The sequence below is a fragment of the Ideonella sp. genome (assembly GCF_041914305.1).
Lineage (GTDB): Bacteria > Pseudomonadota > Gammaproteobacteria > Burkholderiales > Burkholderiaceae_C > Ideonella.
On sequence record NZ_JAYSDQ010000003.1, the window covers coordinates 256,244 to 268,142 of the forward strand.

6 protein-coding genes and 1 tRNA gene are annotated in these 11,899 nt (G+C 65.9%); 1 reads left to right on the forward strand and 6 read right to left on the reverse strand.

The features are described 5' to 3' along the window. Positions 1 to 13 precede the first annotated feature (13 nt). From ACE3SG_RS05875 to ACE3SG_RS05885, 3 genes are read right to left on the reverse strand one after another with little or no spacing between them, the layout of a single operon-like run. Positions 14 to 367, reverse strand: coding sequence for a cupin domain-containing protein (locus tag ACE3SG_RS05875; protein WP_374563093.1), 354 nt, complete (start codon positions 365 to 367; stop codon positions 14 to 16). Between the two features lie 22 nt (positions 368 to 389). Continuing rightward, on the reverse strand, positions 390 to 1,793 hold the full coding sequence (locus ACE3SG_RS05880; protein WP_374563095.1) for an NAD(P)/FAD-dependent oxidoreductase: 1,404 nt from the start codon (positions 1,791 to 1,793) through the stop codon (positions 390 to 392). Between the two features lie 11 nt (positions 1,794 to 1,804). Beyond that, positions 1,805 to 3,151, reverse strand: a complete 1,347-nt coding sequence (locus tag ACE3SG_RS05885) for an aspartate aminotransferase family protein (protein WP_374563096.1) — start codon at positions 3,149 to 3,151, stop codon at positions 1,805 to 1,807. A 403-nt stretch (positions 3,152 to 3,554) separates the two neighbouring features. Between ACE3SG_RS05885 and ACE3SG_RS05890 the strand changes: the two genes are divergently transcribed. Then, complete coding sequence (locus tag ACE3SG_RS05890) at positions 3,555 to 5,804, forward strand: NACHT domain-containing NTPase (protein ID WP_374563099.1); 2,250 nt, start codon at positions 3,555 to 3,557, stop codon at positions 5,802 to 5,804. Between the two features lie 192 nt (positions 5,805 to 5,996). Here ACE3SG_RS05890 and ACE3SG_RS05895 read toward each other — a convergent pair. The 3 genes from ACE3SG_RS05895 to serS all read right to left on the reverse strand — a co-directional run bounded on the left by ACE3SG_RS05895 (position 5,997) and on the right by serS (position 11,774). Next, positions 5,997 to 6,088, reverse strand: a tRNA-Ser gene (locus ACE3SG_RS05895). A 62-nt stretch (positions 6,089 to 6,150) separates the two neighbouring features. Continuing rightward, positions 6,151 to 10,467 carry an SNF2-related protein gene (locus ACE3SG_RS05900; RefSeq protein WP_374563102.1) on the reverse strand — a complete coding sequence of 1,439 codons (4,317 nt, stop codon included), beginning with the start codon at positions 10,465 to 10,467 and terminating at the stop codon, positions 6,151 to 6,153. Next, positions 10,464 to 11,774, reverse strand: a complete 1,311-nt coding sequence (serS, locus tag ACE3SG_RS05905; RefSeq protein WP_374563104.1) for a serine--tRNA ligase — start codon at positions 11,772 to 11,774, stop codon at positions 10,464 to 10,466. The genes ACE3SG_RS05900 and serS overlap by 4 nt, the downstream gene beginning before the upstream one ends. Between the last annotated feature and the right edge of the window lie 125 nt (positions 11,775 to 11,899).

Sequence of the window (11,899 nt, forward strand, 5' to 3'; positions counted from 1 at the left end):
CACGCTGTTTCGGTCAGGCGATGTAGACCTTGCGCAGGGTCTCGGTCACCGTCCAGGTGGTGGCCGTGCCCGGGGCCAGGCGACCGAGGCTGCCCGCCTTCAAGTGCAGCGGCGCGCTGCCATCGGCGAACGTGACGGTGGCCTCACCCGACAGCACGATGAAGAACTCGTCGATCTCCACATCGGTGCTCACGCTGGGGGACATCTCCCACACGCCGATCGCGCAGTCACCCAGTTGCGCGAGCTCGGCGGTGCCCACCCGGGGCGTGCCGGAGACCGTCTGCTCCGCGGGCAGCGTGCGGTACGCCAGGGTCAGCCGGGCCGCGTCGACGCAGTGGTTGGCCAACAGGCGAAAGTAGTCACTCATGGTCAATGGTCAAGAGAAGGGTTCAGGAATCGAAGCCCAGGCCGAGGGCATCGAGCGTGCGCAGCAGCAGGTTGCGCCGGCCATCGCGATGGTCCGCACGGTTCAGCGACCAGCGCACGGCCTGCACCGTCGGGTAGGTGAGCGGCTCTGGCGGAAACGGCATCGGCACCTCGCGCACCATGCGCAGCCGCGTGCGCTCGGTCTGCAGCCCGTCGCTCTTGTCGAGCAGCACGTTGGCAGCGAACCGGGTGGCGCCCACGCCCAGCCCGGTGAAGCCCGCGGCGTATGACACCTTGCCGCCGCAGGCCTGGGTGAAGAAGGCGCAAAAGCGCGTGGAGGTGTCGATGGCGCCGCCCCAGCGGTGCGTGAAACGCAAGCCTTGCAGCTGCGGGAAGGTGGTGAAAAAGTGGCTGGCCAGGCGCTCGAACGATTCGCGGCGCTCGTCGTGCTTCGGGTCGACCTTGCCGCGAAAGCGGTACACCGCGTCGTAGCCGCCGAACAGGATGCGGTTGTCGCGCGTGAGGCGGTAGTAGTGGAACTGGTTGGCCATGTCGCCGATGCCCTGGCGGTTCTTCCAGCCGATGGACGCGAGCTGCGCGGCGCTCAGCGGCGCCGACATCAGCGCGTAGTCGTACACCGGGATGGTGTGGAAGCGGTAACGCCGCAGCAGCGACGGAAACGCGTTCGTGGCGAGCACCACGCGCCAGGCCTCGACGCTGCCCTGCTCGGTGCGCACGCGCATGCCGCCGGGCAGCTCTTGCAGGCCGGTGGCAGCCGAGTGTTCGTACAGCCGCACCCCGAGATCGCGCGCCACGCGCGCCAGGCCCACCACCAGCTTGCCGGGGTGGATCATCGCGGTGGTCTTGCGGCGCCATTGGCCGGACAGAAAGGTCGGCGAGTCGACCTCGGCGCGAATGCGCTCGGCGCTCAGGTAGCCTTCGCCGCGCAGCGCCTCGTCCTGGTAGGGCTCGACCGCCACCGTCAGCACGCCGGTGCGTTCGAAATCGCAGTCGATGCCATAGCGCCGGATCGTGGCCTCGATCTCGTCCAGGTTCTGGTGGCCCAGGGCCTCCAGCTGGTCGAACTCTTCGGGCCAGCGGGTGCGGCCGTTTTCTTCGCCGTGGGTGATGCTGTGGTCGCAGAAGCCGCCATTGCGGCCCGAGGCCGCCCAGCCGATCGTGTGGCCCTCGAGCAGCACCACGCTGCGCGCGGGGCTTCGCTCCTTGGCGAGGATGGCCGTCCACAGCCCCAGGAAGCCGCCACCCACGATCACCAGGTCGGCATGCTGCGGCCCCTTCAGCCGGGGAAAGCTCGGCCGCTCGTCCGCCACATCGTCGAGCCAGAACGGGCGGTTGATGCTGCCCTCCAGCGCGGCATGGATCACCTGGGCGCCGGGAGCCAGGCGTTCGAAGACAGTCTGTCGCATGGGAGAAGACATCAGGGTTGCTCGGCCAGAGCGGCGCCGAGCGCGTGCACCATCGCCTGGATGTCGCCAAGCTCGCTGACGAAGGGCGGCGCGAGCTGGATCGTGTCGCCGCCGAAGCGCACGTAGTAGCCCTTGCGCCAGCAGCGCATCGCCACTTCGAACGGGCGGCGGGTGGGATCGCCGGGCGCCGCGGCCAGCGTGATGCCGGCAGCCAGGCCGAAGTTGCGGATGTCCGTCACGTGCGGTGCGCCCTGCAGGCTGTGCACCGCCGCCTCGAAGGCCGGCGCCAGCGCACGCACGCGGGCCGGCGCGTCCTCGCGTGCCAGCAGGTCGAGCGTGGCCAGGGCGGCGGCGCAGGCCACCGGATGGGCCGAGTAGGTGTACCCGTGCGGGAACTCGATCTGGTGGTCCGTGCCGGCCGCCGCCATGAACGCATCGTGGATCTCGGCCTTGGCCACCACGCCGCCCATCGGGATCACGCCGTTGGTCATCTGCTTGGCGATGTTCACGATGTCGGGCGTCACGCCGAAGGCCTCGGACCCTGTCCACGCGCCGGTGCGGCCGAACGCGGTGATGACCTCGTCGAAGATCAGCAGGATGTCGTGCTGCGTGCAGATCTCGCGCAGGCGCTGCAGGTAACCCTTGGGCGGCACGATCACGCCGGCCGAGCCCGAGAAAGGCTCGACGATCACCGCCGCGATGTTCGACGCATCGTGCAGCGCGATCAGCTCGAGCAGCTCGTCGGCCAGGTACACGCCGTGCTCGGGCTGGCCGCGGCTGAAGGCGTTGGACGCCAGCTGCGTGTGGGGCAGGTGGTCCACCGCCACACCTTCGCCATAGAGCTTGCGGTTGCCCGCGATGCCACCGACGCTGATGCCGCCGAAGTTGACGCCGTGGTAGCCCTTGGCGCGCCCGATGAAGCGGGTCTTGCCGGGCTGGCCCTTCAGGCGCCAGTACGCACGCGCCATCTTCATCGAGGTGTCTGCGGCCTCGGAGCCCGAGCCGCAGAAGAAGACATGGTCCAGCCCCGCCGGCATCAGCCGCACGAGGCGCTCGGCCAGCTGGAACGACAGCGGCGTGCCGAACTGGAAAGGCGGCGCGTAGTCCAGCCGCGCCACCTGGCGCGACACCGCGTCGACGATCTCGCACCGACCGTGCCCGAGACCGCAGGTCCACAGGCCCGACAGCCCGTCGAAGACCTTGCGGCCATCGGCGTCGACATAGAAGCAACCGGCGGCCTCCACCAGCAGCCGCGGGTCGCGTTTGAACTGGCGGTTGCCGGTGAACGGCATCCAATGCGCCTTCAATTGCGCATCGCTGATCGAGAGCGTGGTGGGCGGCGGGGAGACGAGGTTCATGGGTGGGGGTCGTGGCCTCGGCGCGATCGGCCGGCCACTTGAAATGGATGCGTCGCCACACTGCTTCGGACCATCGACGTGTCACGGCCGTAGCGCATGACCTGCAGACATCGTCGAGTGGCCGGGTGCTTCAACGGCGTCAACCGGCCACAAGCCCACACGGTACGGGGGGGCCGCCGGGCTGTATGTCGGCCTGCTGGAGGACAGACGCGGAAGTTGAGGGGGCGACGAACAGCCCCAGAAACAACAAAGCCCCGACATGCGGGGCTTTGAGCCATTGACGGCGTACCTGGCTAGGTTTTGTCAATCGACACGCCCACACCGTCAGTGTGTGCAACGTTGGCGCTCCCGGTACTTGCGCAGTTAGCATCGGCGCCTCATCTGGCTTCCTCTGCAAACTGCCATGGCGTCAACCTGGAAATCGCTTGAAGACCACGTTCGCGGCGTCGCAACACTACGTTGGGCTGCACCTTGCAAACCGGAGCATCTCGACGGCGTGGATTTCGACGGAGTTTGCCGAGTTACGGCGGACGAAATCGTAATCATTGAGATCACGAAAGAGCGAACTCTGCAAAAGGTTAGAGACGACCTTAACAAGATTCTTCCAACGAAAATCCGACTGGCAACCCAGGGACTAATATGCAGGGCATTCATTGTTCTCGAATCGGACCCCACCGACAGCATGGTCGAAGCGGGAAGCAAGAGCCACATAACTGTCTGCTCGGCAAGCGATTTTGAGCGAGCCTTTTTTGACTTCAAGAGTTATCATGCACTCAGGAAAGACTTGCCATTCGGCAGCGCCGTCGATTCCAAAACTGGAGCAAATGACACTCGTCAATTTATTCAAGTCAAATACATCGACCCCACAAGGGATAAGAGATACGGAATCCAGGACATACGAGCCATGCTCCAGCGAGGCTCTCATGTCATTCTCTCAGGCGACTACGGAACCGGAAAGAGTCGGTGTGTTCGCGAAATATACACCCTTCTCAGTGGCGACATAAGAGGTTCAGCAGCATTCCCGTTAGCCATCAATCTTCGAGATCACTGGAGTAGTTCCAGCGCACTCGAAATCGTCGCTGGTCACCTTGGGAATGTCGGACTCGGGAATTCCGTCGACAACGTCATGAGGTTGTTGAACTCCGGCCACTTGATACTCCTACTTGACGGCTTCGACGAAATAGGCACGCAAATTCACGACACCCGAATTGAAGACAGAAAGACGCTGCGAAAGCGAGCAATTCAGGGGGTTAGGGATCTAATACATAAATCCAAGGCAGGAGTCCTCATAACCGGTCGCTCCCACTTCTTCGACAGCAGTGAAGAGATGATAGAGAGCCTCGGGCTCTTGCAGTCTCACGATCTAGCTTGCCTGGAGGTGCCGGAGACCTTCTCCGCAGTCGAAGGTAGTCAATACCTCAACGCACTGGGGATTACTGTTAGTCTGCCGGACTGGCTCCCGCGAAAGCCACTTGTATTTCAAATGCTAGTGGAACTCGACAAAGACGACACAGAATATCTATTGAGTCGCGAGTACGGGCAGTTCGAATTCTGGGCAGCCTTTATTTACGCCATTTGCCGACGGGAGTCGAAAGGCGTTGGGGACTCCATTGCCCCCCAAACCATTCAACTCATCCTTCAGTTCCTAGCTGCAAAAACACGTTATTCCAGGAGCTTTGCTGGTCGACTAACCCCTACCGATATAGATTCGGCATATCAATTGGTGGTGGGCTCAGTTCCGGACCAAAGCGGACGCCAACTCCTCGCTAGGATGTGCACCCTGGGTAGAATTGAACCTGAATCTCCAGACCGCCAGTTTATCGATCCCAACGTACTAGATGTACTCAGGGCCGACGCTCTTCTGGGAGATGTTGTCTCCATGTCCGAAGGCTCCGGGGCATCCCAGTGGATTCAGTCATTGAGCGTGCATGGAACGCTTCACGCGGCGCAAATGATCCGAGCATACGATTTGGATCAGCATTGCTTCGCCTATCTTCGAAAATTTGGCAACAGCCAAAACTCAAAAAGACTCGGGGAGATTGTTGCCGCCCTATGCTTCTTCGGCGAAGAACCACTAGATTTTAGATCGTTAACTTTGAATCGATCAGTCCTCCCCATTCTCAATCTGAGCAATCGAAAGGTCTCAAACCTAGTAATAAGAGAGTCGGAAATGGAACTCCTAATACTGGACAGATCGCCGATCAGTGATGAGGACAATTTCGTTATAGATGGCTGCATAGTTTCAACAGTTGCGGGCGTTTCCGCGCAGTCTGGACTCCCATCCTGGATAAGAGATACGGAAGTAGTGACGTTCGACCGGATGTCCAACGCTTCTCGGATAAAAGAGAGCCCTCTAACGCCGGCACAAAAGCTCTTTCTGGCAATCGTGCATAAGATATTCTTTCAGCCTGGGGCCGGACGCGAGGAGGCTGCGCTTCTCAAAGGTGGCTATGGTCAAAAGTACAGCCCCAAACTGGCCGACGCGATCATCAAACTGCTCATGAAGCGCGGCGTGGTTGAAAGATTCAAGGGAGACGACGGCTGGGTGTACAAGCCCATTCGTCGGTACACCGATCGGATGAACAAGATCCGATCGGAACTCACGTTGTCAGAAGACGAGATTTGGAAGGAAGTTTCATCAATCCCGTCTTGAGCGTCTGGGCACCTAGTTACGAAGCACCGACCAAGGCAAGCCCTATCGGTCATCCGCTGTAGGCGCGGTGTTCATGCCTCAAGCTTAGAGCGGCGGGTCTTCCGGCTCGTCGCCAAGCACTAGCCCGAACGATGGACTCTGGAGATGGGTACAAAGCAAAAACGGGCCCGAAGGCCCGTTTTGCTACTGCTATGGCGGAAAGGGGGGGATTCGAACCCCCGATACGGGAGGACCCGTATGCCGGATTTCGAATCCGGTGCATTCGACCACTCTGCCACCTTTCCTGAACTCTCTGGCACCCGTGGTCACTGGGTGAAGCCGCGCATTCTAGCCCAGATCCTGAGGCTCACTCGTAGATTGCGGCGCGGTCGTCGTCGGCGCGCATCAGCGCGAGCAATTCGTCGGCGGGCGGCAGGCGCGCCGGGCCGTCTGCGCCTTCGAGCAGCAGGTCGGCCAGCTCGCGTTTGTCGCGGTGCAGCGTGAGGATCTTTTCTTCCAGCGTGCCCTGGTTGACCAGGCGGTAGACCGTGACCGGGCGCAGCTGGCCGATGCGGTGCGCACGGCCGCTGGCCTGGTCTTCGGCGGCCGGGTTCCACCACGGGTCGGCGATGACCACGTAGTCGGCCACCGTCAGGTTCAGGCCGAAGCCGCCAGCTTTCAGGCTGATCAGGAACAGCTCGCCCTCGCCGGCCTGGAACGCGTCGACACGTTTCATGCGCTCGGCCGCTGGCGTGCTGCCGTCGAGGTACTGGTAGTGGATGCCGGCCGCATCGAGCGGCTCGCGCAGCAGCGTCAGAAAGTCGACGAACTGGCTGAAGACCAGCGCCTTGTGGCCGTTGGCGACCAGCTCGGTCGCGAGCTCGGCAAAGGCCTGCACCTTGGCGCCCTTGGCACTCAGGTGCGGGCTGACCAGGCGCGGGTCGCAAGCGGCGCGGCGCAGGCGGGTCAGGCCGGCCAGCACGTTCAGCTGGGCCTGCCCGGGCGCGTCGCCTTCCATCGCGCGTTCGGCGGCGATCAGCGCGTCGCGCCGCAGGGCCTCGTAGTGCGCGGCTTCGGTCTCGTCGGGCTGCACGCGCAAGACCAGCTCGGTGCGGGGGGGCAGGTCGTCGAGCACCTGAGCCTTGGTCCGGCGCAGCACAAAGGGCGCGATCAGGCGCCGCAGCTGCTTTTGCGCATGCTTGTCGCGCTGGCGCTCGATCGGGCCGGCGAAGCGCTCGGCAAAGCGCGCGGCGCTGCCCAGCAGGCCCGGGTTGCAGGCGCGCATGATCGACCACAGCTCGCCCAGGCGGTTTTCCACCGGCGTGCCCGACAGCGCCAGGCGAAAGCCCGCCTTCAGCGCGAACACCGCCTGGCTGCGTTTGGCCGCGGCGTTCTTGACGGCCTGCGCCTCGTCGAGCACCAGCGTGCCCCACTCGCGCTTGGCAAAGGCCTCGGCGTCGATCTGCAGCAAGGGGTAGGACACGAGCAGCAGCGTGCCGGCGAGCGCCTCGTCGATCAGGCGCTCGCGCTCACCCGGCGGGCCGCCCTCGGCATAGACCTGCACCTTGAGCGACGGCGCGAAGCGCAGCGCCTCGGCGCGCCAGTTGCCCACCAGCGACGTGGGCGCCACCACCAGTGCCGGCCCCTGCCCCGCTCGCGCCAGCAGCACGCCCAGCGCCTGCAGCGTCTTGCCCAGGCCCATGTCGTCGGCCAGGCAGGCGCCCAGGCCCGCATGCGACAGGCGCATCGCCCATTCGAAGCCTTCTTCTTGGTAGGGCCGCAGCGTGGCCTGCAGGTTGGCGGGCAGCTTGGGCACCAGGGTGCGCGCTTCGTCCAGCCGCTGCAGGCGCGCCGCGAACTCGCTGTCGAATTCGACCTGCGTGCCTTCGAGCGCCTGCTGCAACCACGGCGCAGCGACTGTCGGGATGCGCAGGGCGGCCAGCGTGGCGTTGGCGCGCTGGGCCTCGGCCACTGCGGCGAGGTCGCCCAGGCGCTCGCGCAGCTCTTGCGTCAGCGCGAGGTAGCGGCCTTCGCCCAGGGGGATGAAGCGGTTCTTCGTTGCCGCAGCGCCAATCAACTGCTGCAGCCCGAGCACCAGACCTTCATCGACCTTCAGCTCACCCTGCACGGCCAACCATTCCTGCCGCGTGTGCACGTTCAACGCCAGCTGGTTCAGCCCCGCCGTTTCGACGCGCATCGCGCGGCCTTGCGGCCAATCCAGGCTCACCGCACCGGCCAGGCGGTGCAGGGCCTCGACGACCGCGAGCGCGGCGTCGGTCTCGTCGATCTGCCACTCGCACGGCGCGCCCGGCGCCGGCACGGGCAGCATCGGGCAATCGTCGAGCACGGCTTCGAGATTTGCCTGCTCGCTGGCAAGGTCGCGTTGCACGCCCAGCGTCTCGCCGCGCAGCGTCGCCACGACCCGCGCGCGCCCGCGGCCGGGCACCAAGCGCGGGCCGTCGGCGCGGTAGTCGGCGCCGAAAGGCGCGGCCACGATGCGCACTTGCAAGCCGGTGCCGACGGGTGTCAGCTCGGCCCGCAGGCGCGCGTCGGCAGGCAGCTCGCGCGCGGCTTGCGCGGTCGCGCTGTCGTCGGCATGGATGCGGAAGTGCGTGCCCAACCCGGCCAGCACCTGCTGCAGTTGCGCGGCGCCTTCGCGAGGGATCTCCAGCCCATTCGGGCCCAGCAGCTGCGCGACACGCTTTTGTGCCGGTGTCAGCCGCACCAGCTGTGCCCGCTGCGGCGACTCGCGCAGCACGCAGATCAGGCGCAGCGCGTCGAGCTCTTTTTGCTCAGCGGCGCTGCCGGCCCAGCGCGGCGCAGCGGCGTCGTGGCCGATGTTCATCTGCGGCAGCATGCGCACACGCAGCATCTCGCCTTCTTGCACCACATCGAGCTCGGGGCCGGCTTCGGTCAGCTCAATGATCTGCTCCGGCGCATCGGCAAAGGCCACGGCCGGATGGCCGACCAGCGCGGCCACCGCAGCGGCCAGGTCCAGCCGATGCGCACGGCCATAAGCCTCTTGCCGGATCGTGCGCGCGACCGCCGCGTCGTACGGCGCCAGCGCTTCAGCACTCTGCTGAAGGCGCGCGATCGATGCTTCCTTCGGCTTGCCCCAGCCACGGGCGCCTTGCTTCTGATCGTGCGGGACCAGGTCGAGCACACGGCCATCGGCATCAACATCGAGCAGCCACAGCAGGCGGGTCGGCGCGGCCTCTGTCGCCGCCGGCGTGGTGCCGTCGGTGGTTGGCTGCAGTACGGCGCCCAGTGCGGCCAGTGCCGCCTGCCAAGGCTCTTGCGTGCCGGGCACGAAGAACCAGGCTGGCGCGCGTTCGCCGGCCAACACCTGCATGGCCGCGTCGAACTCGGCTTCGAGACGGGTCAGACCGGCGGCGCGCAACTTGTCTTTCAGACGCGCGGCCGCATCGGCCTCGGCCGGCAGCAGCGGCTCCGGCATGGCGCCCTGCTTCAACCACGCGCGCATCTGCCAGCGCCAGTAGTCCAGCGGCGAGACGTGCTTGGGTGTGGTGTAGCGGGCAGGCTGGAAGGGCTGCAGCTGGCGCGGCGCCTCGCCCTGCTGGATCAGGATCGCCAGCGCGGCGAAGCCGAAAGGCCCGTCGAGCACCGGCTCGCGCTTGCCGCCTTCGGCCAAGGCGTACTTCAAGGCCTTGGCATCGGTCGCCGGTGTGTACTGCGCCAGCAGGCACAGCACGTAGGCCATGCCCAGCGTGGGCGGCAACAGCTCGCGGCGCTTGCCGGTGGCCTGTCGCAAAGTGGCGAGCGCGGCGTCGAAGCCGGCTTCGGCCTCGGCCCAGCGGCCATCCTGCCCAGCGATCGCCGCCTGGTAGGCGGAGCGCACGGCCAGGTGCTCAGCCGGCACCGGCACCTCACCACCATCGGCCAAGGGCATCAGCGTGGCCAGGCGCGTGGTGTCGCCGGTGGCCAGCAGGTAGTCGCCGTAGGCCCAGCGCAGCAGTTCAGCGCCACGGTCGGCCGGGCCGCTGCGCGCGAGCAGCTTCTCGGTCCAGGCCTGCAGGTCCCAGGCTTCGGGGGGCAGCCAGACGCTGACCCACTCGTGCCACGCGCGCTGCAGCTGGGCGCGTTGCCAGTGCGGGTGCAGGCGCTCGAACAGCGCGTCGTCCAGGCAGTAGGCGAGCGCGGGCTCGATCAGCGTGTCGGTCTGGACACCCCATGGCATGCGCTTGTCCAGCGCTTGCAGTGCGTCGGGCGATGCGCCGCTCAGCAGCTCCAGCCGCACCAGCGCCAAGCTGGCCTCGATGCTGGGGATGCGCTCGCCGGTGATGCGGCCGGCCGCCGCCAGCGCGGGGTAGCCGTCGGCCCGCGCAAGCGCGCTTCGCAGCAGCGAGGTCTCGGCCCGGCGCAGCAGCCGCTCGTAGACCACGGGCAACGCGGGCGCCGCCACGCCCCAGAAGCCGGGCTTGCGTTCGCTGGATTCGATCCAACCGGCCTGCTGCAGCGATTGCAGGCCAGAGCGAACGCTGTCGAGCGTTGGCCGCACGGTTGCGGCCTCGCGCACACCCGGTGCGGCCAACAACTCGGCCACCCAATCACGTGGCCGGGGTGCTGCCCCCAACGCGAGCGCGGCCAGCAGGTCGCGCTCGATCGTCGTCAGCGCATCGAGCCGGCTGCGCAGTTCGGCGCCATCGGTGAACTCGCTCGTCACGCGGCCTTCAGCACGGCCAGCCCGCCCATGTAGGGGCGCAGCACATCGGGCACGGTGATCGAGCCGTCGGCGTTCTGGTAGTTCTCGAGCACGGCCACCAGCGTGCGGCCCACGGCCAGGCCCGAGCCATTGAGCGTGTGGACCAGCTCGGGCTTGCCCTGCGCGTTCTTGAAGCGCGCCTGCATGCGGCGCGCCTGGAACGCGCCCATGTTCGAGCACGAGCTGATCTCGCGGTAGGTGTTCTGCGCCGGCAGCCACACTTCGAGGTCGTAGGTCTTGACCGAGCCGAACCCCATGTCACCGGTGCACAGCAGCATGGTGCGGTACGGCAGGACGAGCTTTTGCAGGATGGCTTCGGCGTGGCCGGTCATCTCTTCCAGCGCGGCCATGCTGTGCTCGGGATGCTCGATGCGCACCATCTCGACCTTGTCGAACTGGTGCTGGCGGATCATGCCGCGCGTGTCGCGCCCGGCCGAGCCGGCCTCCGAGCGGAAGCAGGGGCTGTGCGCGGTCAACTTGATCGGCAGTTGGTCGGCTTGCAGCATCTCGCCGCGCACGGTATTGGTCAGCGAGATTTCCGAGGTCGAGATCAGGTACTGCTCGGCCTGCTCTTCGTCGCCACCGCGCAGCACCCAGAACATGTCTTCCTTGAACTTGGGCAGCTGGCCGGTGCCCTCGAGGATCTCGCGGTTGACGATGTAGGGCGTGTAGCACTCGGTGTAGCCGTGCTCTTGCGTCTGCACGTCGAGCATGAACTGGGCGAGCGCGCGGTGCAGGCGGGCGACGGGGCCCTTCATGAAGGTGAAGCGCGAGCCGCTCAGCTTGGCGCCGGTCTCGAAATCGAGGCCCAGCGGCGCGCCCAGGTCCACATGGTCCTTGACCGGGAAATCGAAAACGCGCGGCCCCTTGTCGTCAGGGCTCCAGCGGCGCACCTCGGCGTTGCCGGTCTCGTCAGCCGCCACCGGCACGCTGTCGTCCGGCAGGTTGGGGATGCTCATCAGCATCAGCGACAGCTCGGCCTGCAGGGCCTCGAGCCGCTCGGCGCCGCTCTTCAGCTCGTCGGCGATGCCGGCCACCTGCGCCATCAGGCCCGACGCATCTTCGCCCTTGCCCTTGGCCATGCCGACCTGCTTCGACAGGCTGTTGCGCTGGGCCTGCAACTCCTCGGTGCGCATCTGCAGGCGCTTGCGCTCGGCTTCGAGCGCGCTGTAGGCCGGCACATCGAGAAACGGCTGCGGGGTCTTGCGGGTTTCGAGGCGCTTGACGACGGCGTCGAGGTCTTTGCGCAGCAGGGTGATGTCGAGCATGGTGATCTCTTTCGCGAAACTGGGGCGGATTGTAGGAAGGCCACAGACCGGCTCGCCGGTTTGCGGTGCAGGCTCAGGTCGCAGGGCGGCGTGATGCCAGGTGCCAAAACGAAGAAAGGCGCCGC

Bases quoted from the DNA above. Each gene is read 5' to 3' on its own strand.
- ACE3SG_RS05875 (WP_374563093.1), bottom strand. From the start codon at position 367: ATGAGTGACTACTTTCGCCTGTTGGCCAACCACTGCGTCGACGCGGCC.
- ACE3SG_RS05880 (WP_374563095.1), bottom strand. From the start codon at position 1,793: ATGCGACAGACTGTCTTCGAACGCCTGGCTCCCGGCGCCCAGGTGATC.
- ACE3SG_RS05885 (WP_374563096.1), bottom strand. From the start codon at position 3,151: ATGAACCTCGTCTCCCCGCCGCCCACCACGCTCTCGATCAGCGATGCG.
- ACE3SG_RS05890 (WP_374563099.1), top strand. From the start codon at position 3,555: ATGGCGTCAACCTGGAAATCGCTTGAAGACCACGTTCGCGGCGTCGCA.
- serS (WP_374563104.1), bottom strand. From the start codon at position 11,774: ATGCTCGACATCACCCTGCTGCGCAAAGACCTCGACGCCGTCGTCAAG.